The organism is Streptomyces sp. GESEQ-35 (assembly GCF_017948485.1).
In the GTDB taxonomy this organism is placed as follows: Bacteria; Actinomycetota; Actinomycetes; order Streptomycetales; family Streptomycetaceae; genus Streptomyces.
In genome coordinates this window covers 85,052-105,096 of record NZ_JAFFSX010000015.1, presented here as the reverse complement: position 1 = coordinate 105,096, position 20,045 = coordinate 85,052, and the positions used below count along the sequence as shown (strand labels likewise).

Here is a 20,045-nt window from a genome sequence, read left to right as displayed (position 1 = left end):
CCGGAAAACGGCTGCCGCGTTGTCAGTGCCGCCGCCTACCTTCGTCACATGAGCTACCGCGATGTCGCCTCCAGGAGCGTGCTGATCTGGGCCTGTACAGCCGTCGGCTCCCGTATGCCGGTCGCCATGGCGCCGTTGGCGCTGGTCTTCCTGGTGCGGGAGCGGCCCGGTGGTTACACGCTGGGTGCGGCGCTCGCGGCGGCCTATGTGATCGGCGAGATCCTCGGCGCCCCGGTCCTCGGGATGCGGCTGGAACCGGCCCGTGGCCGGCGTCATCTGGCCGTCGGGCTCGCGGGCGGGGCGGTGGGATTTGCGGGGCTCGGGGTGCTGGCCGATGCGCACCCTGTCGTACTGGGCGCGTTCGCGTTTCTCGCCGGTGCCGCCCCGGCCGCCGTTGCCGGCGGTCAGCGGGCGCTGCTGACCTCACTGGTCCCGGAGCGCGCCGTGACGCAGGCGCTGTCGGCCGAGTCGATGCTGATGTCCGGCGTGTGGGCCGTCTCCCCGGTCGCGGTGGCCGGCCTCGCCCTCGGGGTGGCGCCTCGGGTGCCGCTGCTCCTCGGTGCCGCCCTGATGGCGTCGTCGATCGCGGGCCACTGGCTGTTGCCCGCCGGCTGGGCCGATGGGGAACCGGACAAGGAGACGGGACGGGCCAGGCTCCGCGTGCTGACACGCGCGTGGCCGGTGTACGTCACGGGCGCGGCCAGTCTCACCCTGCTCGGCCTGGCCGAACTCACCCTGCCCGCCCTCCTGGAGCAGCGCGGCATCGGCGTGGGCTGGTCCGGCCCGATGCTGGCGGGCCTGGCCGTGGGTGCGGGGCTCGGGGCGTTCCTGTACGGCCTGCGGCCGTGGCCGGGGCGGCTCCGCGCGCGGAGTGTGGTGCTGATGGGCGGCATGTCGGCCTTCGTGACCCTCACCGCGCTGATACCGGGCGCGGCCGGGATCGCGCTCACCCTGGCCCTGGCGGGCACGCTCCAGTCGGGCGCGCTGATCACCCGCAACCTGTCCCTGCGGGAGGCCCTGCCGCCGGGCGCCCTGGCCGCGGGCTACTCCGTGATGTACGCGGCCGCGGGCGCGGGCTACGCGGCGTCGGGTTCCCTCGCCGGCGGCCTGCTCCAGCTGGTGGCGCCCTCCACGGCCATGCTGGCCGGCGTGGCGCTGACCCTGCTTCTGACGGCGCTCGGCTGGTGGGGAGAGGCCCGCCGTGACAGCTCAAGTGCCGCTGGGGACCCGGACGTCGGCGCTGCCCCCGGCGCGGAAGGTGCGCCGATAGCTGGTGGGTGTGACGCCGAGCGCAGCCTGTAGGTGCTGCCGCATCGACTGGGCCGTGCCGAAGCCGGAGTCCCCGGCGACCTGGTCGACGGACAGGTCGGTGGACTCCAGCAGGTGCCGGGCGCGTTCCACCCGCTGCTGGGTGAGCCACTGGCCGGGGCTGACGCCGACCTCCTCGCGGAAGCGACGCGTGAAGGTGCGTACGGACATGGCCTCCTGCTCCGCCATGTCGCGCAGTTGGATGGGTTCATGGAGGCGTCCGAGGGCCCAGGCGCGGGCCGTGGTGGTGGACGCCTGCTGCGGCTCGGGCACCGGGCGGTGGATGTACTGCGCCTGGCCGCCGTCCCGGTGGGGTGGTACGACCGTGCGGCGGGCCACCTCGTTGGCGACCGCGGTGCCGTGGTCGCGGCGCACCATGTGCAGGCACAGGTCGATTCCGGCGGCGACGCCCGCCGAGGTCAGTACGTCGCCGTCGTCGATGAACAGGACGTCCGCGTCGACCTTGATCTGCGGGAACAGCCGCTGGAAACGCTCGGAGTCGGCCCAGTGCGTGGTCGCCGGGCGGCCGTCCAGGCGGCCCGCGGCGGCGAGGACGTAGACGCCGGTGCAGATGGACGCGAGCCGGGTGCCGGGGCGGATGTGGGCGAGGGCGGCGGCCAGTTCGTCGGTCAGCACGCCCTTCTCGAAGACCGGGCCGAGTTCGTACGACGCGGGGATGATCACGGTGTCGGCGGTGGCCAGGGTCTGCGGGCCGTGCGGGACGTGGATGGAGAAGTCGGCGTCGGTCGCGACCGCGCCCGGTGGCCGCACCGAGCAGGTGACGACCTCGTACAGATGCCGTCCCTCGGCGTCCTTGGGGCGCCCGAAGATGCGGTGCGGGATGCCCAGCTCGAAGGGGAGCAGTCCGTCGAGGGCGAGGACGACGACGCGGTGCGGGCGAAACGCCGGCTCACTGCTCATGTCCTGATCCTTCATGGCTCGATCCTTCACGTCCCGATCCCTCATGGCTCGATCCCTCATGGCCCGATCCTAACGAATGCTGTCCTTCGGGCCAATGGATCTGTGGATGCGCAGGCACGAAGCTCGTTGTCGTGACGCAGACAACCGAAGCCACCGCCGTCGACCAGACCCCGCCGAGGCCACGTCGCACTCGCATCCATCGCGCCTGGTTCGTCGCCGCCGTCGCCTTCGTGACGATCCTCGGCGCCGCCGCCTTCCGTTCGTTGCCAGGGCTGCTCATTGACCCGCTGCACCAGGAGTTCGGCTGGTCGCGCGGCACGATCGCGGCCGCCGTCTCCATCAACCTCGCCCTGTACGGCCTGACCGCCCCCTTCGCCGCCGCCCTGATGGACCGCTTCGGCATCCGGCGCGTGGTCGCGGTCGCGCTCACCGTGATCGCGCTCGGCTCGGGCCTGACGGTGTGGATGACGGCTCCGTGGCAGCTGCTGCTGTGCTGGGGCCTGTTGGTCGGCCTGGGATCCGGCTCGATGGCGCTGGCCTTCGCGGCGACGGTCACCAACCGCTGGTTCACCGAGCGGCGTGGCCTGGTCACCGGCATCCTCACCGCCGCCTCGGCCTCCGGCCAGCTGATCTTCCTGCCCGTGCTGTCCTTGATGGTCGAGGCGGGTCACTGGCGCCCGGCCGCCGTCACGGTCGCTCTCGCGGCCCTCGCCGTCGTCCCCTTCGTCTGGCTGCTGCTGCGCGACCATCCGGCGGACGTGGGTCTGAAGCCGTACGGCGCAAAGGAGTTCGTACCGAAGCCCGCACCGGTGCAGGGCGCCGCGCGCCGTGCCGTGACCGTCCTCTTCAAGGCGGCCCGCACCGGCCCGTTCTGGCTGCTCGCAGGCACCTTCGCGATCTGCGGCGCCTCCACCAACGGCCTGATCCAGACCCACTTCGTGCCCGCCGCGCACGACCACGGCATGCCCATTACGGCGGCGGCCTCGCTGCTCGCGGTCATCGGCGTGTTCGACGTGGTCGGCACCATCGCCTCCGGCTGGTTCACCGACCGCTACGAACCGCGCCGCCTGCTCGCCGTCTACTACGCGCTGCGCGGCATCTCGCTCCTGTTCCTGCCCATGCTGCTGGCGCCCAGCGTCCACCCGCCGATGCTCTTCTTCATCGTCTTCTACGGCCTCGACTGGGTCGCCACCGTCCCGCCCACCGTGGCCCTGTGCCGGGAGCACTACGGCGACGACAGCGCGATCGTCTTCGGCTGGGTCCTCGCCTCCCACCAGGTCGGCGCCGCGCTGGTCGCCTTCCTCGGCGGCGTCGCACGCGACGTCTTCGGCTCGTACGACATGGTCTGGTACGCGTCGGGCGCGCTGTGCGCGGCGGCGGCGCTGATGGCACTGGTGATCCGGCGCCGGCCGGTCACACCGGCGGCAGAACTCGGGGCCGTGGGCCAATCCTTGCCGACCTAGGGTGGTGTCTCCCTACGGCTGAACCGAGCCAGGTTCTAGGGCAGGAACCCACTCGGCATGGTCCGGCCGTACAACTCGTCCAAGCCGATCAACAGCACTCCACCCCGTGCCGCCTCAGCCCGCAGAGCCTCGCTGAAACCCGCCGCGCTGAAGCAGGCCAACCCGCAGTGAGACGTGTCCATGCCGCGCCCGGCGAGCAATTCCCTTGCCCGTGCCAGACGCTCGAGGTGGGGGACTCCCATGACCGTGCCCCACTTCGCCTCGCCGAGCAGGGCGACCGACGGGCGGTTTCCGCCGGACTCCTGTTCGACCACGGCCACATCGACCTGGATCTGTCGGCGCTCTTTCGGATCGGTCACGATGCCGCCACCCACCTCGCCCAGAGAGGTGCTGAGCAGGGTCCGCCCGGGCCCCAACACATACTCACGGCACATCGCCTCGAAGTGCGGACCGGCCACTTGTGCCGCGAAACGTTGCCCCGCCTGGGCCCAGACCTCCGTGGCCTGGCCCCCTTCCAGCCGGGCCCAGGCCGGGCGCATGACGGCCTCGTAGAAGTTGATCAGAGGCTCGGTGATGCGGTACCGGGACTTCCCGGCTCGGAAGATGTCGGCCTCCCGGGCCAGGAGATGGCTGTCCCCCAGGACATTGAGTGGATGCGAGATGTCGACGGACTTGCGGCCGATGTATCCCGCGATGCCTCCGCGCGTGGTGTTGCCCTGCGCCACGGCGGCCAGCACTGAGTGGTACAACGCCGTGTCCCGGATGTCGGCTTCCTCGGCGAGCAGGTAACGGGCCTCCCGGAAGAGGGGACTGAACGGCGAGAGGACCGTGCGGCAAATCCATTCGTCGAAGCCGTCCAGATCGGCGGGGACATCGTCCGCCAGGAACTGACGGCGGTATGCGGGCGTACCGCCGAGAACCGCATGCAGCCGGGCGGCGAGTGCCGGGTCGGCAGCAACGCCCCAGAAGTCCGCCGCTGCCCGGTATCCGAAGGGACGTACGACGAGTTCGAGTTGGGCCCGGCCACGTAGGGGAGCACTGCTGGCCAGCAGCCCGCCCATGACGGACATGGCCGAACCGCACAGCAGCAGCCGCATGCGGCTCTCCTCGACCTGGCCCCGGTCGATCGCGCGCTGGATCAGCGAGGGCAGCTCCGGAGCCGCCCGCACCAGATACGGGAACTCGTCGATGACCACGAGAACCGCCTCGGCCTGTCGCCTGATGATGTGATGTCGTGGCGTCCTGCCGCTCCGAAGAGAGGCAGACCGCGCAAGGGCGCTTGACCGATTACAGGAAGCGCCCTTTGTGGAACAGCAGGGGCGCCTCATCGGTGTCGGTGGTGGCGAGGTCGTCCACCCGGCCCACCACAATGAGGTGGTCGCCGCCCGTGTGGACGGCGTGGACCGTGCAGTCGATCCAGGCCAGGGCGCCCGCGAGACGGGGGGAGCCGGAGACGGGCGCCGCGTCGTACGCGACCCCCGCGAACTTGTCCCCGCCGCGCACCGCGAAGCCGCGGCACAACTCGCCCTGGTGGGCGGCGAGTACGTTCACGCAGAAGGCGCCCGCGCGGGCGATGCGGGGCCATGTCGTCGACGTACGGCCGACCATGAAGGAGACCAGGGGTGGGTCGAGGGAGAGGGAGGAGAAGGACTGGCAGGCGAACCCGGCGGGACCCGGTTCGCCATCGGTGGCTGGTGAGGTGACAACGGTCACGCCCGTCGCGAAGTTCCCCAGCACGCGCCGGAACTCCGCCTGATCGACCGGCGCCCGCTCGTCCTCACCGACACACCGCAACTCCGGGCGCGGCAGCGCTTCTACGGGCCGGGCGTGCCCGGCCCTGAGGTAACGGACGGCGGCGGCGGCCATCCCTGCATGTCCCATCACATGAACCATTGAAGCTGACGGTGCGTCAGATAGGAAGGGGTGCGGCGGACTCCGGAAGGCCCCGGCGTACGCTCCGCTCCATGGGGTGGGGAAACATCCGCCGGGGGATCCGCCGTGCCCGGTTGAGCTGGACGTACGACGACCGGATGGCCGCCGTGGCGGTGTGCGCGGCGCAGTTGCCGGCGGCCTGGCTGCTGTGGCGGATCAGCGACTCCGGAAGTGACGACTACGGGGTCGGCTTCTGGGGCCTGGGTCTGGCATGCATGCTCCTCTTCACGCCGCTCGTGCTCCCGATCCTCGGCCTGTTGCAGACGCTCGCGCAGATCACCCCGGCCGCCCTGCTGGCCCGTCCGTCGGCCGAACGGTTCCGGGGACCCAGGTGGGCCTGGCACCTCCTGTACGTCGTCCTGCTCGGCGCCTGCTGGGCGGGGCTGCTCGCGCTCCTGCGGGGCTGGCCGTTCATGGCGACGGCCCTGGTGTGGGCGGCCTTGGGCGTACTCCCCGTACTCGGTGTCGCCTACGCCCGCCGACGTGCCCGCGTCACCGGACGGAGGCCGGGAGCGCTGGGCGTCTGGTGGAGTGGCGGAGTCGGCTGCTTCGGGCTGTTCGTGCCGGCCCTCGTGGGCGGGCTGCTGGCCATGGATGCCGGACTGGTCGAGGAGTACGAGCCACCGAAGCTGTCCGCCGGGCAGCTCGCCGGGGTGTGGCGCGGCGAGGACGGAGCGGTGCTGCGGCTCGTGCCGGGCGGCCGGGCCGAACTCACCGACCTGCCTGCCGAGCCCGAGTTCGAAGCGGACACCGCCAAGGACTTCGAGGTGTGCGACGGCTCAGGGACCTGGTCGCTCGACACGGAGGGCCGCGACGACCGGTGGGGCGGTCAGGGCCCGGAGGAACGGGACGGGGTCGTCGTACGACTCGAAGGCGGCTGCGGGGAGCAGACGTACTGGACGATCGGCGGCACGGAACACCAGCCCGAGCTGTTCGTCCTCTTCGGCGACCCGGACGCGGGTGACCTGCGGATCCTGAAGCGGGACTGACGGCCTTCGCCCTCCCCCTCAGCTCCTTACCGCCCCCGATACTCGGCACTCCTGCGCTCCACGAAGCTCGCCACCCCCTCCCTCGCGTCCTCCGTCGTCATGTTGATCTCCTGCGCGGCGGCCTCGGCGGCGAAGGAGGTGGTGCGGTCGGTGTCGAGGGAGGCGTTGACGAGCTGTTTCGTCAAGGCGATCGCCCGGGTCGGGCCGGTGGCCAGGCGGTCCGCCCACTCACGGGCCGTCTTGTCCAACTCGGCGTCCGGGACGACGCGGTTGACGAGCCCGAGGCGTTCGGCGTCCGCGGCGGTGAGCGCGTCGCCGAAGAACATCAGCTCCTTCGCGCGCTGCGGGCCGATGAGGCGGGGGAGGAGATAGGCGCCGCCGCCGTCGGGGACGAGCCCGCGCCGGACGAACACCTCGATGAACTTGGCGGATTCGGCGGCGAGTACGAGATCGCAGGCGAGGGCGAGATGTGCGCCGAGCCCCGCTGCCGTGCCGTTGACGGCGGCGATCACCGGCTTCTCGCAGTCGAGGACGGCGCTGACCAGCCGCTGAGCGCCCAGCCGGAGCGTGCGGGCGACGTCACCGGCGATCCGCTCTCCGGACGGCGGTCCGCCCCGCAGGTCCGCGCCCGCGCAGAAGCCGCGGCCGGTGCCGGTGAGGACGACGGCTCGTACGGCGGGGTCGGCGGAGGCGTCGGAGAGGAGTTGGATGAGGCGTTCTCGCAGGTCAGGTGTTATGGCGTTGAGGGCTTCGGGGCGGTTGAGGGTGATGCGGCAGACGTGATTGTCAGTGGCGTGCCGTATCAATGACTCAACGGAATTTTCGGACGCACGGGGGGAATCGGGCGTGTTCATTTCATTGGCTGGTTTCGTCTCATCATTGGGCGGGTTCATCTCAGCGACACACCGCCAACGCGTCCAGCGCCACCGCTCCCTGCCCCCTCGGCAGCACCATCAGCGGATTGATGTCGAGCTCGGCAAGGTCGTCGCCCAGCTCCAGCGCCATCCGCTCCACGCGCAGGACGACTTCGACGAGGGCGTCGAGGTCGGCCGGGGGACGCCCCCGGACCCCGTCCAGCAGGGCCCGCCCGCGCAGTTCGGTGAGCATGTCCCGGGCCTGTTCCTCGCCGAAGGGCGGGACGCGTACGGCCGCGTCCCGCAGGACCTCGACGAGGACACCGCCGAGCCCGACCGTCACCGTCGGCCCGAAGAGCTGGTCGTGGGTGACGCCGACGACCATCTCCACGCCGCGCTCGACCATCTGGCACACCAGGACGCCGTCCAGCGAGACGTCTTCGTAGCGGGCGATGTCGGTCAACTCCCGGTAGGCGTCGCGGACCTGGCTGGCGGAGGTCAGGCCGATCTTCACCAGGCCCAGCTCGGTCTTGTGGGCGATCTGCGCGCCGGACGCCTTCATGACCACGGGGTAGCCGACCAGGCCCGCCGCGCGTACGGCTGCCGCCGCGCTGGTGACCAACTGCTCGCGCGGCACCCGGATTCCGTAGGCGCGAAGGAGCTGTTTCGCCGCGTGTTCGCTCAGCTGCTGGCCTGGGCGCATCAGGGCCTGGGCCTTGCGGAAGGAGGGCGAAGGGGTGCGCGGTGCCTCGTCGAAGGGGGAGCGGTAGCCGGTGACGAACCGGTGGTGGTCGAGGTGGGCGCGGACGGCGGTCAGGCAGTTCGCGACCGTGCGGAAGGTGGCCACGCGGGAGGAGCCGAGCAGTACGTCGCGGTACGCCGGCTCGGTGCCGACCGGCGACCCCCACACCACGCAGACCAGCTTGTCGGTCCGCTCGGCCGCGTCCACCAGGTCCTGCACGAGCCGGTCGCTGAGCGGTGGGAAGGGGCCGGTGACCGGGCAGATCAGTACTCCGACCTCCGGGTCGTCGAGGATGGCGTCGATGATCTTCCGGCCGCGCCAGTCCCCGACCGGATGCCCGCCGTTGTCGACCGGGTTGGCGACGCTGAGGTACTCCGGTATCCACTGGTGCAGCTCGGCCTGCTTGGCCTCGGACAGCTCGGGCAGCCGCAGGCCCGCCTCGCTCGCCAGGTCGGCGACGTGCGCGCCCGTGCCGCCCGAGATCGAATAGACGACGACTCCGTCGGCAAGGGGCGGGCGTGCCCGGGCCAACAGGGCGGCGGTGTCCTGGAGTTCGTCCAGGCCGTCCACCCGGATCACCCCGAACTGCCGCATCGCGGCGTCGACGACCTCGTCCGCGCCGGTCAGCTTGCCGGTGTGTGAGGCTGCCGTGCGGGCGCCCGTCTCGGTGCGGCCCACCTTGACCGCGACGACCGGCACCCGGCGCCGGGCGGCCCGGTCGGCGGCGAGGAGGAACGAGCGGCCGTCCTTCAGGCCCTCGATGTAGCAGGCGATGGCACCCACCTCGGGTCGCTCGGCGAAGTAGGAGATGAAGTCGGCGGTCTCCAGGTCGGCCTCGTTGCCGGTGGGGGCCCAGTGGGAGAGGCGGACGCCGAGTTCCTGGAGGGCGAAGACGGGGCGGCCCTGGTGCCCGGACTGGGTGATGAGGGCGATGGCGGGTCCGTCGAGGTCGTCCCGGAAACGCTCGAAGGCGTTCAGGTTGGTGTTCGGCCCGAGCAGCCGCACACCGGCCTGCTCCACGGCGGCCGCGAGCCGGCCCTGCGCCACGGCACCTTCGTCCCCCGTCTCCGCGAACCCGGAGGCGAAGACGACGGCGAACTTCACCTTGGCCTCGCCCAGTTCCTCGATCACGGGAAGGGGATCGGCGACCAGCAGCACGGCGAGATCGACCTGCTCGGGCAGGTCGCGGACGGAGGGAATGCACGAGATGCCGAAGACGGAGTCCCGCGAGGGATGCACCGGATACAAGCGCGCCCCGACCCGCTCGGCCCAGGACAACAGCTGCCGGGTGACCCCGGTGTTGGGCCGCCCCTCCCCGTCCGAGGCGCCGATCACGGCGACGGACTCGGGGCGGAAGAAGCGGTCCAGATCGGGGACGCCGGCATACAGCGGACGCCCGCTGACGTCGTAGTCGTCCACGTCGGCCGGGCGGCCGTGGACGGCGGGTGCGGGCTGCTCGCCGCAGGCGATGACCCGTGCCCGGCGGGAGTCGGTGGTAAGGGTGCCGTGGGTTGATCCAAGCATCGGTCCGCCCCGCTCCTGTGTGACAGCAACTAACTGACGCAGTGTCAGATTACTGAACTGACGGGATGTCAGGAACGGGCGTGCACGCATTGAACGAGGGGAGGGGTGCACTCCGCGGCGAACCCTCTGAGGGCACCCGAGAGATATTTGTTCCGTCAAGCATAGCGCTTGACGCGTCAAGTAAGTATGGTGTGATCCGTGTCCACCGCATGTCGAGTATCCGCCTCGATTCTGCAGCGACGATGACCAACTCCGACGCTTCTGTCTGTGTCTTCCAGCGTTACGTCACTCTCGACGCCGTTCCCGGCGACCGGTGCGGTTTTCCTGACGGTACGAGTCGGGGTTTCCGATCTCATGGGCTCCACGATTGAAAGGCTATTGGGATGAGCTTGCCGTTTCACGACGACCAGGATTCGAATTATCTGGAGAGTGGAGCTTTGTACGTCCCCGCGGGAGAGGGGGCGAGTAAATGGTTCTCCGGGGATACATACACGATCAAGGCGTCAAGTGAGACCACGAATGGCTCACTCGGACTTGTGGAAGGCACGGTTCCCCCGGGCAACGGGCCGGTCGCTCACGTCCATACCAAGACTGACGAGGCGTTCTACGTCCTCAACGGCGAAGTGGAGATCCTGGACGGTGAACGAACTTTTATAGCCGGTGCTGGCGACTTCGTTTTCATCCCGCGAGGGACGCGCCATCGGTTCAAGAATACCGGGGTGCACGCTGCCAGGATTTTGTTCATGTTCACTCCGCCCGGCGAGGAACGCGTATTCATGTACGGCGACGATGCGCAGCCTGGTCAGTCGCCGTCGCACTGGACGCTGGAGCGTTTCGCCACTCCGGAGATTCTGAAGTTCAACGAGGAAGCCGGCGTTGTCATTCTTCCTGAGGCCGACTGAACACCTGATTATCCAGTCGCGAGAGGCATGAACGTAATGGGAATAGATACCGAGGGTCTGGCCGAGGGGCTTTTTCAGGTCCTCGTGACGGGCGATCCGGCGCTGGCCGCAGACGTGGTGGGCGACGACTTCCACAACCGCGAAGCGGCCGTGTCGCCCCCGGCCTGCTCGCTTCCCGGGCCTGCGGGGGTTCTCGCCTCGGGTGCCTGGATGCGGTCGGCCTTCAGCGACCTGCGCTTCCCCGTCCTCGGGATCGCCGGCAACGACGACCAGGTCTGGGTGCGGCTGCGTATGCAGGGCCGCCACACCGGCCCGTTCGTCCGCTTCCGCGACGGCGCCCTCGATCAGGCCATACCCCCCACACGGCGCGAAATCGACTACGAGCAGATTCATGTGCTCGACATCCGCGACGGCAGGGTGGTCGGACACGAAGCCGTGCGCGACGACATCACCATGCTGGGCCAGCTCGGCGTCTTTCCTCCGGCGCCGGCCACCGCGCTGAGCATGCTCGCCTGGCGGATCTCCGGACGAGCCGCTCGCGCGGCCGCTCACGTCACGGCACAGGCAGCCGAAGCGGCCGCCCTGCTGCGGGAGCATCGGAACTGACGCGCTGATCTCAATGAACTGGCGACACCCGGCACTTACCGGCGATCCCCGGCGCTGAGCAGAAGGGCTTTTGGCGCTACTGCAAGGCCGCGTGCTGTGGGTAACACAGCACGCGGCCTTGCAGGCGTGGAGCCAGGTCCGCCTCGTCGTGCCAGGGGCCACGGGCCAGCAGTCAGGGGCCCAGTAGTCAGGGACTTCTCAGCCGGCGCGCAGCGGGCTCAACGCCCGGCTCCATGCCACGACCTGGTCCAGGGTGGTGGTGAGTGCGTCGCGCTGGAAGTCGGTGGGCTTGAACACGCTGAAGTTCTCGAAGTCGGTGAACAGGGACAGCGCGACCTGGGCGCGCACGTCGGCCATCTGGAGTTCGCCGGCTATCAGACGCAGGTGCTCCACGGCGCGGGTGCCGCCGGCCGCGCCGTAGCTGACGAACCCGACGGCCTTGTTGTTCCACTCGGCGAAAAGGAAGTCGATGGCATTCTTCAGCGCGCCGGAGGTGGAGTGGTTGTACTCCGGCGTCACCATGACGTAGCCGTCGAACGAGGCGATCTTCTTGGCCCAGTTCAGGGTGTGCGGCTGCGTGTACTGGCCCATCGACGGCGGGTACGCCTCGTCGAGGTGGGGGAGCTTGTAGTCGAGCAGGTCGACAAGCTCGAACTCCGCGTCGGTGCGCTGTGCGGCGACCTCGTGCACCCACTTGGCGACGGCCTCCCCGTTGCGTCCGGGGCGGGTGCTGCCGAGGATGATCCCGATCTTGGTCATAGGGCTACGCCTTTCTATTGATCCATCCGCTGATTCATCCGCTGATCCATCCGCGAATATCCTTGCTCCGTCAAGTAATCACATAGCGATTGATTCGTCAAACAAGTACTATCCAAGCCATGTCGACCTCCGAGCAGCCACTGCAACCCATGAGTACGGACGAGGAAGCCCTCGTGCGCGAGCTCGGCCGGGTGATGATCGCCCTGCCTCGCGTGGTCGACGCCGACATGATGCGAGAGCAGCACATGCCACTCTCCGAGTACACGACGCTGATGCATCTGTCCGAGGCCCCGCACGGGCTGATGCGCATGAGCGAGCTCGCCGCCATCAGCAGCCTCTCGTTGAGCGGGATGACCCGCATCGTGACCCGCCTGGAGAAGCGGGGACTGGTCGAACGGGTCAGGTGCGCCGAGGACGCCCGAGGGTTGAACGCCGTCCTCACGGATGCGGGCCTCGCCCGGCTGAAACAGGCGTGGCCCGCTCACCTGGCCAGCGTCCGGCGCCACATCCTCAACCACGTCGAGGGCACCGACCTGACCCAGCTCATCGGTGCACTGCGCCGCATCGCGACCTGACACACGTGGTGGCGCAAGTAACGGGCGCTATGCGTAAGAGAGTTGAGAATCCCTAGGTCACGCCGGGAGGCGCGACACCACACCCGCCCCGCGCTTCGCGATCGCCTTGGCGATCTTCTCCGCGTCGATCGCCAGCTCGCGGAACATCCCGCTGATCGGGTTGGTGTAGCCCTGGAAGTAGAGGCCCGGGGCGTTCGCCGGGGTGTGGGCTCCGTGGACGAGCGGTCTGCCGCGGGTGTCGAGGACGTCGAGGTGACCGACGAGGCCGTCCAGTGCCCGGCTGTAGCCGGTGGCGGCGATCACCGCGTCCGGGCCGACGCGGTCGCCGTCGGCGAGGACGACCTTGCCGTCCTCGAAGGCGTCCACGGCGGCCACGACCTCGACCTCGCCCTTGCGGACGGCGTCGATGAGGCCGACGTCCTGCACCGGGATCGCCCCCTCGTTGACCCGGCTGTAGAGACCGGTGCCGGGGCGGGGCAGGCCGTGTTCCGCGAGGTCCGGCACGCTGAGCTTGGCCAGGGGACGGGCGAGCCGGTCGACGAGGCCGACCGGGAGCCGGCGTACCAGCACGCCGGTGTACTGGGCGGCCCAGCCCGCGGTCGACCGGCGCACGATGTGCGGGGCGGTGCGGACGGACAGCCGTACGCGGGAGGCCCCGCCCGCCACCAGGTCGACGGCGATCTCGGCGCCGGTATTGCCGACGCCGACGACGAGGATGTCGCGGCCGGCGTAGGGCTCGGCGTTGCGGTAGTCGGAGGCGTGCAGGAGCTCGCCGGTGTACGAGTCGCGGCCGGGCCAGTCGGGGAGGCGGGGGGTGTGGTTGTACCCGGTGGCGACGATGATCGCGGCGCCGGTGAGTTCGCGGCCGCCGGTGGCGTGCAGCAGCCAGCCGGTGCCGTCGGGTGCGCGGTCGATGCGGGAGACCTCGACGCCGGTGACGATCTCCAGCTCGTGGTGCTCGGCGTACTTCTCCAGATACCGGATGACGTTGTCCCGGGACACCCAGCGACCGAACCGGCGCGGCATCGGCAGCCCGGGCAGGCCCGAAAGGCGGCGGGTGGTGTGCAGATGCAGCCGGTCGTAGTGGCGTCGCCAGGACGCGCCCACCCGGTCGGACTTCTCCAGGACGACAGCGCGTATGCCCTGGGCCCGCAGCGCGTGGGCGGCGGCGAGCCCGCCGGGTCCGCCGCCGATGATGTACACCGGGCGGTCTGCGGGGCTGTGCGCCGCTGGGTTCGCGGGAGATGCGGACGCTGTGGAGTCGGCCATGAGCGCGAGCGTAACCACGCGTCTCGTTGATGGGTCTCGGTCAAGACCGGAATTGGTTGCGGATTGATCACGCGTGTAGGAGGAGTGGGTGGGACCGGTGGCGTAGGGCGCCTCATTGTGTGGGTCCTCGTGGGCCCGTGGGGCTGTGGAAAATGCCGCGACGCCGAGCCCGGGTGGTGCGGAGGGGCTCGGCGTCGCGGTTCGGCGGCGCGCTCTTATGACGGGAAACGACGCCGCGTTCGTGGGGAGGAGGCCTTTCGAGGCTGTCGGCCTCCCGGTTGTCACTTCTTGGCCCGGGGCCCGCCCTTGAAGCCGGTGACCTCGGCGATCCAGGTGATGAAGTCGCCCGGGTCGGTGTTCGCGCCGTGTCCCTCGTCCCAGTAGTACAGATGGTTGACGTCGTCGCCGAGGTTGTCCGCGGCGGCGGCGATGTTGGCGGAGACCGTCAGCGAGGTGTCGGAGTCCTCGGTGCCGAGGCGGATCCACCAGTGCTTCGAGCGGGCCGGGTTCTTGTTCCCGAGGTGGTACATCGGGTTCATCAGGTCGAGCGTCTCGGGGATGTCGGCGGGGACGCGCTTGCTGCTGAGCCCGGTGGTGTCGTTCTTGGCGCCGTACGCCGTGAAGTGGCGGGACTCGGTGGTGTCCTTGCCGAACAGGTTGTTCTCGCCGGCGGACAGGTCGAAGGCGTCGAAGGCCGGGACGGTCTTCTTGCGGGCGCCGACGTGGGTGAGGAAGCCGGCCCAGGTGAAGGTGGCCTTCTTGCCGTCCCAGGTGATGAAGGTGTTCTCGGCCAGGTACGTCGTGCGGTCCGACTCCGACAGGGCGGCCAGGTAGGTGGCGGCCGACGGCTGGAGGTAGGTCGTCAGCAGGTAGTCGTCGTAGTTGCGGGCGGTGAGGGCGCCGTAGCGGTTCAGGCCCCGGAGCTTGAGGGACGCCTGGTACTCGGCGAACTGCGACTGGAGTTCCTTGGAGACGGTCTGGTCGACCTGCTTGCCGGTGCTGAGGTTGTTGGCGCCCCAGTTCCACTCGTAGGCACCGTCGGCGTGCTCCAGGTCGGTGATCGGGCACCAGGCGCCGGTCGCGAAGATCGCGTCGGAGGCGTCGGCGGCGCCGATCTCCTTGAGGTACTTGTCGTAGATCTTGCTGTCGCCGGAGGCGCCCAGCAGGGAGGACAGAGCGCCGCCCGCGCTGGTGCCGGCGGAGACGATGCGGTCGGTGTTGCCCGGGATGCGGCCCTTGTTGAAGCGGACGTAGCGGACGGCGGCCTTCAGGTCGACGATCGCGGCCGGGGCGGTGCCGTAATACTCGCCGTCGGCGTTCTTGAGGGTGCGGCCGCGGGCGCCGGGCTCCACGACGACGTAGCCGGCCGCCAGGGCCAGGAGCTGGTTGGAGGCCAGGGCACCGCCCGTGGCGTTGGTGTTGCCGTTGGCTCCGGGGGCCGACGCGCTCGCCGACGCGCTGCCGGAGGGTGCGCCACTGGGGGCGCCGCCGCCCCCGCCGGACATGCCTCCGCCACCCACCCCGGTGGCCTCCGCCACCGAGGACGGCAGGTAGCCGCCGACCGAGTTGGCGAACAGGATCGGGGCGTCGGTGGCGTCCACCGCCGTGCCGTCGATCTTCACCGGGACGCTGACGATCAGGCTCTGGTAGGTCTCGTCGACCGGCTTGGTGACGTAGGTGATGGCCTTCCAGAAGTGGTAGACCACCTCGTGGTCCGTTCCGTCGGTGTCCGTGACGGTCGTCGACAGCTCGGTGTAGGCGTCCTTGTCGAAGACCAGGGCGTCCGAGGACGAGGACGAGGACGAGGAGCCCGAGCCGCTTGTGTCGCTCGACGCCTGTGCGCTGAGCGCGATGCCGCCGACCGCGGCCACACCCGCGGTCGCGCCGATCCCCATGACGACGCTCCTGCGCTTGACTGCCCTGTGCTTCACCTGTTGCTCTCCCGAGTTCGCTGCGGGTGGCGGCTCGCGGCCGTCTGTCCTTGCCGTTTGCGAACGTAGTTTGGAGCCAACAAAATCGTCAACAATCCGCGGATGTTCTACGGGGTTCCTCATCGAATTCAGGGCGGGCGCACAGATTCGCGGCGATTCGACAGGTCGCCGACAGCCCCTTGTGTGCGCGTACCGCAGCTGCTGAACTGACGTACCATCAGATTTGCCGTCACGGGGAGTGCTCATGAACGTCCCGGAGATCGACCCGTTCACGAGGGCGTACTGGGACGCGGCCGCGGCGGGAAGGCTGCTGATCCGCCGATGCGGGGCCTGCGGCCGGGCCCATCACTACCCCCGCGAGTTCTGCCCGCACTGCTGGAGCGAGGACGTCACCTGGGAGCCCGCGACCGGCCGCGCCACCCTCTACACCTGGTCCGTCGTCCACCGCAACGACCTGCCGCCCTTCGGCGAGCGCACACCGTACGTCGCCGCGGTCGTCGACCTCGCGGAGGGACCGCGGATGATGACGGAGGTCGTGGGGGGCGGGGAGCTGCGGGTGGGGATGGAGCTGGAGGTGGCGTTCCGGGAGGGGGCGCCGGTGTTCCGGGCGCCCGGCGGGGCGGCGCTGTAGCAGTTCACGGCCACAGCAGCTCCTTTGCCCAACCTCCTTCCGTACGGCGGTAGTTCAGCCGCACATGGCGTCGCTGAGCGTCTCCCTGGAAGAACTCCACCGTCTCCGGCTGGAGGTGGTACAGGGTCCAGGTGGGGACCGGGGTGTCCGGTTCGTGCTGGGCCCGCTCCCAGGCCGACTCGGACTCTCTCGCCAGCTCCTCCAGTGAGCCCAGGACTTCGCTCTGGCGGCCGGTGAGGGCCGCGGCCAGGGCGCCGGTGGAGCGGGCGTGCAGGTCGGCCTGGGCGTCCTGGGACGGGGCGGGGGTGACCGGGCCGCGTACGCGGATCTGGCGGCCCTGGACCGGCCAGTAGAAGCCCAGGGCCGCGTACGGGCGGGCCGTCAGCTGGCGGCCTTTGCCGCTGTTCACGTGGGTGGCGAAGGACCAGCCGGCCGGGTCGGCGCCGTGCAGCATGACCGTCCGTACGTCCGGCAGGCCCTCCTCGTCCGCCGTCGCCAGCGACATGGTGTGCGGCTCCGGCTGGCCCGCCGCCACCGCCTCCGCGAACCAGGTCGTGAAGAGGGGGAGGGGCGTGGCGGGTGCGGTCGTCGGGTCGAAGGGGCGGAGTTCGGTGACCCCGGCCTCCCAGACGCGCAACGACTTCAGCAGACGTACAAACTCGGAGTCCATGCCCCGATTGTCACCGCCCGGTGGCTACACCGAGCCGAGGTCGGACGACAGCCAGCGCTCGGGGCGCATCCGGACGATCACCTGCTCCCCGTGGTTCTTCCAGGCGAAGTCGACATAGCCGTCCACCTTCTCGGCGGGGAGGTAACGCGCCGAGATCTCGCGGAGCTTCTCGATGGTGCCGGGCGTGGTGTCGGTGACCGGGCCTTCCACCGACACGTACCGGATCGTGGGTTCCAGTCGCTCCACCATCAGGGAGAACCTGCCCGCCTTGCTGATCAGCCGGTGCTTGCGGGAGTCCAGCGCTGTCATGATCCATGCCGTGCCGCCGGGCTCGTACTGGTACCAGATCGGCACGGTGAGCGGCGCGCGTCCTTCTTCGGCGTCCACCGCCAGCGCGGCGATGTGCGGCTCGGCCAGGAACTGCTCGCGTTCCTCGCGGGTCAGGGCCATGTCGGATTCCTCCAGCGGCTCGAGTTCACCTGTGCTCCGTCTGTGTTCACAACGTGCCGCGCGGGGTACCTGTTCCCCACTGGCTGACCGTCGCCTGTCGTTGGGCCGCTCGTCATCAGGTTTCCCTACTGTGCCCGCCATGAGAAGACTCTCGATCATGTGCAGCGCCGTCGCGCTGACCGTCGGCCTCGCGGCGCCCGCCGCCCTGGCCGGCGAGAACACCGACGACTTCGGTCAGGCCACGCTCACCGGGTGGGCGTCGCTGCCGGCCCAGACCTTCGTGCCGGGCAGCGAGCCGTCCGGGGCCGCCATAGGCGCGGGACCGTTCAACGGCATCGCGGCGCCCTTCGCGGGCCAGCCGGTGCAGGGCTTCAGCGGCATCGTGAACCGGCACGACGGCACGTACGACGTGCTGTCGGACAACGGCTACGGCAACAAGGCCAACAGCGCCGACTTCCTCCTCCGCGTGCACCGCATCGAGCCGGACCCGCGCACCGGGAACGTCAAGGTGCTCGGCGGCTTCAACCTGACCGACCCGAACCACAAGGTGCCGTTCGCCCTCACCCGCGCCGACCGCACCCTCACCGGCGCCGACTTCGACGTCGAGTCGATCGTGCGGGCGTACGACGGCACGTACTGGATGGGCGATGAGTTCGGCCCGTTCCTGCTGCACTTCTCGCGCACAGGGAAGCTGCTGGAGGCGCCGATCTCCCTCGACGGAGTGAAGGCGCCCGAGAACCCCTACCTGAACGGCCAGACGCCCAACATCGGCAGCAGCAAGGGCTTCGAGGGCATGGCCCGGGGCGTCGACGGACGGCACCTCTACCCGCTGCTGGAGGGCACCGTCGCCGGTGACATCCCCGGTGACCTGCGCATCAACGAGTTCGACCGCAAGACCGGCGAGTACAGCGGCAAGCGCTGGACCTACCGTCTGGAGTCCAAGGACAACGCGATCGGCGACGCCATCGCCGTCGACAAGAACCGCTTCCTGGTCATCGAGCGGGACGGCGGCCAGGGCGACACCGCCAAGTTCAAGCGGCTCTACCTCGCCGACAAGCGCGACCGCAACGGCGACGGCGTGATGGACAAGACCCTCGTCGCCGACCTGATGAACATCGCCAACCCGAAGAAGCTCGGCGGCTTCGGCGAGACGTTCACCTTCCCGTTCCAGACGATCGAGGACGTCGTCCTGCTCGACGACCGCACCCTCGCCGTCCTGAACGACAACAACTTCCCGTTCTCCACCGGCCGTACGGCGGGCAAGGCGGACAACAACGAGTTCATCACCATCCGGCTCGGCGACCGTCTGCACGCGGACTGGCGCGCGTTCCTCTAGGACTCACTGGCGCCCCAGCACCACCGTCCCGGACGAGCAGAACCACCCGCCCGTCCCGGACGCCACCGCGAGGCGCGGCAACTGCCCGTCGGGCCTACGCACCTGCCGCGCCTCGCCCACCTCCCCGCGCAACTGCCGCACCGCCTCCACCAGCAGGAACAGACCCCGCATTCCCGGGTGCTGAGCCGACAGCCCGCCCCCGTCCGTGTTCACCGGCAGTTCCCCGCCCACGGCGTTCAGCCGGCCCTTCTCGACGAACGCCCCGCCCTCACCCTTACCGCAGAACCCCAGATCCTCCAGCGTCACCAACGTCATGTAGGTGAACGCGTCGTAGATCTCCGCGAAGTCGATCTCCTCCGGGCGTACGCCCGCCCGCTCGAAGGCGAGCCGTCCGCTCACCGCCGCCGGGGACACGGTGAAGTCCGGCCACTCGGACATCGTCGTGTGCGAGACGTGCTCCCCGGCGCCGAGCACCCACACCGGCGCCGTACGGCAGTCCCGTACGTACTCCTCCGCCACCAGCAGCACCGCCGCCCCGCCGTCGGACCGTATGCAGCAGTGCAGTTTGGTGAAGGGGTCGGCGATCATCGGGCCGTCGAGGACGTCGTCGACCGTGATCGGGGTCCGGAACATCGCCTCCGGGTTCAGCGCGGCGTTCGCCCGCGCCTGGACCGCCACCTGTGCCAACTGCTCGATGGTCGTGCCGTATTCGTGCATATGGCGGCGGGCGGCCATGGCGTACTTGGCGATGAGGGTGTGCCCGTACGGGACCTCGAACTGGAGCGGGCCCCGCGCGCCGAAGGACAGGTTGCCGGTCCGGCGGCCCGCCTTGATGTCGGCGCGGGCGGTCGAGCCGTAGACGAGGAGTACGGCATCGGCGTGTCCGGCCGCTATCGCGTCCGTGGCGTGGGCCGCCATCACCTCCCAGGTGGAGCCGCCCACCGAGGTCGAGTCGACCCAGGTGGGGCGCAGGCCCAGGTACTCGGCCACCTCCGCCGGGGCCAGCGTGCCGAGGCCCGCCGACGCGAAGCCGTCGATCACGGCCTTGTCCAGGCCCGCGTCGGCCAGGGCGCGGCGGGCGGCCTGGGCGTGCAGTGCGTACGGGGTGGTGTCGTCCACGCGGCCGCAGTCGGAGAGAGCGACACCGACCACGGCGACTTTCCGGCTGCCGGGAATCATGGGA

The 20,045-nt window shown here is 69.9% G+C and carries 19 protein-coding genes; 8 read left to right on the top strand and 11 right to left on the bottom strand.

What is annotated here, in order from left to right; genetic code table 11:
* Positions 1 to 48 precede the first annotated feature (48 nt).
* Entirely contained in the window at positions 49 to 1,302 is a 1,254-nt protein-coding gene (locus KCH87_RS27295) for an MFS transporter (RefSeq protein WP_210588913.1), read from the top strand.
* On the opposite strand, the gene KCH87_RS27290 is transcribed toward KCH87_RS27295, so the two are convergent.
* Positions 1,210 to 2,229, bottom strand: a complete 1,020-nt coding sequence (locus KCH87_RS27290) for a GlxA family transcriptional regulator (RefSeq protein ID WP_210588912.1) — start codon at positions 2,227 to 2,229, stop codon at positions 1,210 to 1,212. The genes KCH87_RS27295 and KCH87_RS27290 overlap by 93 nt on opposite strands.
* A gap of 131 nt (positions 2,230 to 2,360) precedes the next feature.
* Between KCH87_RS27290 and KCH87_RS27285 the strand changes: the two genes are divergently transcribed.
* Positions 2,361 to 3,692, top strand: a complete 1,332-nt coding sequence (locus tag KCH87_RS27285) for an MFS transporter (protein WP_210588911.1) — start codon at positions 2,361 to 2,363, stop codon at positions 3,690 to 3,692.
* A gap of 35 nt (positions 3,693 to 3,727) precedes the next feature.
* On the opposite strand, the gene KCH87_RS27280 is transcribed toward KCH87_RS27285, so the two are convergent.
* Together KCH87_RS27280 and KCH87_RS27275 are read right to left on the bottom strand one after the other, a co-directional pair.
* Positions 3,728 to 4,888 (bottom strand): ATP-binding protein, encoded by a 1,161-nt coding sequence (locus KCH87_RS27280; protein ID WP_308298928.1) that lies wholly within the window; start codon positions 4,886 to 4,888, stop codon positions 3,728 to 3,730.
* A gap of 91 nt (positions 4,889 to 4,979) precedes the next feature.
* Positions 4,980 to 5,573 (bottom strand): flavin reductase family protein, encoded by a 594-nt coding sequence (locus tag KCH87_RS27275; RefSeq protein ID WP_247196899.1) that lies wholly within the window; start codon positions 5,571 to 5,573, stop codon positions 4,980 to 4,982.
* An 83-nt stretch (positions 5,574 to 5,656) separates the two neighbouring features.
* Here KCH87_RS27275 and KCH87_RS27270 point away from each other — a divergent pair, with 83 nt between their 5' ends.
* A complete protein-coding gene (locus tag KCH87_RS27270) occupies positions 5,657 to 6,613 on the top strand; it encodes a hypothetical protein (RefSeq protein ID WP_247196898.1) in 957 nt (318 codons plus the stop codon).
* Positions 6,614 to 6,639: 26 nt separating this feature from the next.
* Here KCH87_RS27270 and KCH87_RS27265 read toward each other — a convergent pair whose 3' ends face one another.
* The gene (locus KCH87_RS27265; protein ID WP_210589024.1) at positions 6,640 to 7,467 is read right to left on the bottom strand and encodes an enoyl-CoA hydratase/isomerase family protein; all 828 of its coding nucleotides are present in this window, start codon (positions 7,465 to 7,467) and stop codon (positions 6,640 to 6,642) included.
* A gap of 40 nt (positions 7,468 to 7,507) precedes the next feature.
* Complete coding sequence (locus tag KCH87_RS27260) at positions 7,508 to 9,733, bottom strand: acetate--CoA ligase family protein (protein ID WP_210588910.1); 2,226 nt, start codon at positions 9,731 to 9,733, stop codon at positions 7,508 to 7,510.
* 383 nt (positions 9,734 to 10,116) lie between these two features.
* On the opposite strand from KCH87_RS27260, the gene KCH87_RS27255 reads away from it, so the two are divergent.
* Both KCH87_RS27255 and KCH87_RS27250 read left to right on the top strand, forming a co-directional pair.
* Positions 10,117 to 10,635, top strand: a complete 519-nt coding sequence (locus KCH87_RS27255) for a cupin domain-containing protein (protein WP_210588909.1) — start codon at positions 10,117 to 10,119, stop codon at positions 10,633 to 10,635.
* 27 nt (positions 10,636 to 10,662) lie between these two features.
* Positions 10,663 to 11,241, top strand: a complete 579-nt coding sequence (locus tag KCH87_RS27250; RefSeq protein ID WP_247196897.1) for an ester cyclase — start codon at positions 10,663 to 10,665, stop codon at positions 11,239 to 11,241.
* Between the two features lie 198 nt (positions 11,242 to 11,439).
* Here KCH87_RS27250 and KCH87_RS27245 read toward each other — a convergent pair whose 3' ends face one another.
* A complete protein-coding gene (locus KCH87_RS27245; RefSeq protein ID WP_210588908.1) occupies positions 11,440 to 12,000 on the bottom strand; it encodes an NADPH-dependent FMN reductase in 561 nt (186 codons plus the stop codon).
* A gap of 119 nt (positions 12,001 to 12,119) precedes the next feature.
* Here KCH87_RS27245 and KCH87_RS27240 point away from each other — a divergent pair, with 119 nt between their 5' ends.
* Positions 12,120 to 12,575: a MarR family winged helix-turn-helix transcriptional regulator gene (locus tag KCH87_RS27240; protein ID WP_210588907.1), complete on the top strand. Its 456-nt coding sequence runs from the start codon at positions 12,120 to 12,122 to the stop codon at positions 12,573 to 12,575.
* 57 nt (positions 12,576 to 12,632) lie between these two features.
* On the opposite strand, the gene KCH87_RS27235 is transcribed toward KCH87_RS27240, so the two are convergent.
* Positions 12,633 to 13,844 (bottom strand): NAD(P)/FAD-dependent oxidoreductase, encoded by a 1,212-nt coding sequence (locus tag KCH87_RS27235; protein ID WP_210588906.1) that lies wholly within the window; start codon positions 13,842 to 13,844, stop codon positions 12,633 to 12,635.
* A 281-nt stretch (positions 13,845 to 14,125) separates the two neighbouring features.
* Positions 14,126 to 15,739, bottom strand: a complete 1,614-nt coding sequence (locus KCH87_RS27230; protein ID WP_210588905.1) for a subtype B tannase — start codon at positions 15,737 to 15,739, stop codon at positions 14,126 to 14,128.
* A 280-nt stretch (positions 15,740 to 16,019) separates the two neighbouring features.
* On the opposite strand from KCH87_RS27230, the gene KCH87_RS27225 reads away from it, so the two are divergent.
* Entirely contained in the window at positions 16,020 to 16,406 is a 387-nt protein-coding gene (locus KCH87_RS27225) for a Zn-ribbon domain-containing OB-fold protein (protein ID WP_210588904.1), read from the top strand.
* A 4-nt stretch (positions 16,407 to 16,410) separates the two neighbouring features.
* Here KCH87_RS27225 and KCH87_RS27220 read toward each other — a convergent pair whose 3' ends face one another.
* Both KCH87_RS27220 and KCH87_RS27215 read right to left on the bottom strand, forming a co-directional pair.
* The gene (locus tag KCH87_RS27220; protein WP_210588903.1) at positions 16,411 to 17,076 is read right to left on the bottom strand and encodes a pyridoxal 5'-phosphate synthase; all 666 of its coding nucleotides are present in this window, start codon (positions 17,074 to 17,076) and stop codon (positions 16,411 to 16,413) included.
* 24 nt (positions 17,077 to 17,100) lie between these two features.
* The gene (locus KCH87_RS27215) at positions 17,101 to 17,526 is read right to left on the bottom strand and encodes a pyridoxamine 5'-phosphate oxidase family protein (protein WP_210588902.1); all 426 of its coding nucleotides are present in this window, start codon (positions 17,524 to 17,526) and stop codon (positions 17,101 to 17,103) included.
* A 139-nt stretch (positions 17,527 to 17,665) separates the two neighbouring features.
* On the opposite strand from KCH87_RS27215, the gene KCH87_RS27210 reads away from it, so the two are divergent.
* A complete protein-coding gene (locus KCH87_RS27210) occupies positions 17,666 to 18,862 on the top strand; it encodes an esterase-like activity of phytase family protein (RefSeq protein WP_247196896.1) in 1,197 nt (398 codons plus the stop codon).
* Positions 18,863 to 18,865: 3 nt separating this feature from the next.
* Here the strand turns inward: KCH87_RS27210 and KCH87_RS27205 are convergent, their stop codons facing one another.
* Entirely contained in the window at positions 18,866 to 20,041 is a 1,176-nt protein-coding gene (locus KCH87_RS27205) for an acetyl-CoA acetyltransferase (protein ID WP_210588901.1), read from the bottom strand.
* Positions 20,042 to 20,045 lie beyond the last annotated feature (4 nt).

What these genes read in the sequence shown, in the direction of transcription:
- KCH87_RS27205 (WP_210588901.1), bottom strand. Translation starts at nt 20,041, where the DNA reads ATGATTCCCGGCAGCCGGAAAGTCGCCGTGGTCGGTGTCGCTCTCTCC.
- KCH87_RS27255 (WP_210588909.1), top strand. Translation starts at nt 10,117, where the DNA reads ATGAGCTTGCCGTTTCACGACGACCAGGATTCGAATTATCTGGAGAGT.
- KCH87_RS27265 (WP_210589024.1), bottom strand. Translation starts at nt 7,467, where the DNA reads ATGAACACGCCCGATTCCCCCCGTGCGTCCGAAAATTCCGTTGAGTCA.
- KCH87_RS27245 (WP_210588908.1), bottom strand. Translation starts at nt 12,000, where the DNA reads ATGACCAAGATCGGGATCATCCTCGGCAGCACCCGCCCCGGACGCAAC.
- KCH87_RS27225 (WP_210588904.1), top strand. Translation starts at nt 16,020, where the DNA reads ATGAACGTCCCGGAGATCGACCCGTTCACGAGGGCGTACTGGGACGCG.
- KCH87_RS27230 (WP_210588905.1), bottom strand. Translation starts at nt 15,739, where the DNA reads ATGGGGATCGGCGCGACCGCGGGTGTGGCCGCGGTCGGCGGCATCGCG.
- KCH87_RS27260 (WP_210588910.1), bottom strand. Translation starts at nt 9,733, where the DNA reads ATGCTTGGATCAACCCACGGCACCCTTACCACCGACTCCCGCCGGGCA.
- KCH87_RS27290 (WP_210588912.1), bottom strand. Translation starts at nt 2,229, where the DNA reads ATGAGCAGTGAGCCGGCGTTTCGCCCGCACCGCGTCGTCGTCCTCGCC.
- KCH87_RS27220 (WP_210588903.1), bottom strand. Translation starts at nt 17,076, where the DNA reads ATGGACTCCGAGTTTGTACGTCTGCTGAAGTCGTTGCGCGTCTGGGAG.
- KCH87_RS27210 (WP_247196896.1), top strand. Translation starts at nt 17,666, where the DNA reads ATGAGAAGACTCTCGATCATGTGCAGCGCCGTCGCGCTGACCGTCGGC.
- KCH87_RS27295 (WP_210588913.1), top strand. Translation starts at nt 49, where the DNA reads ATGAGCTACCGCGATGTCGCCTCCAGGAGCGTGCTGATCTGGGCCTGT.
- KCH87_RS27215 (WP_210588902.1), bottom strand. Translation starts at nt 17,526, where the DNA reads ATGGCCCTGACCCGCGAGGAACGCGAGCAGTTCCTGGCCGAGCCGCAC.
- KCH87_RS27250 (WP_247196897.1), top strand. Translation starts at nt 10,663, where the DNA reads ATGAACGTAATGGGAATAGATACCGAGGGTCTGGCCGAGGGGCTTTTT.
- KCH87_RS27235 (WP_210588906.1), bottom strand. Translation starts at nt 13,844, where the DNA reads ATGGCCGACTCCACAGCGTCCGCATCTCCCGCGAACCCAGCGGCGCAC.
- KCH87_RS27240 (WP_210588907.1), top strand. Translation starts at nt 12,120, where the DNA reads ATGTCGACCTCCGAGCAGCCACTGCAACCCATGAGTACGGACGAGGAA.
- KCH87_RS27275 (WP_247196899.1), bottom strand. Translation starts at nt 5,573, where the DNA reads ATGGGACATGCAGGGATGGCCGCCGCCGCCGTCCGTTACCTCAGGGCC.
- KCH87_RS27270 (WP_247196898.1), top strand. Translation starts at nt 5,657, where the DNA reads ATGGGGTGGGGAAACATCCGCCGGGGGATCCGCCGTGCCCGGTTGAGC.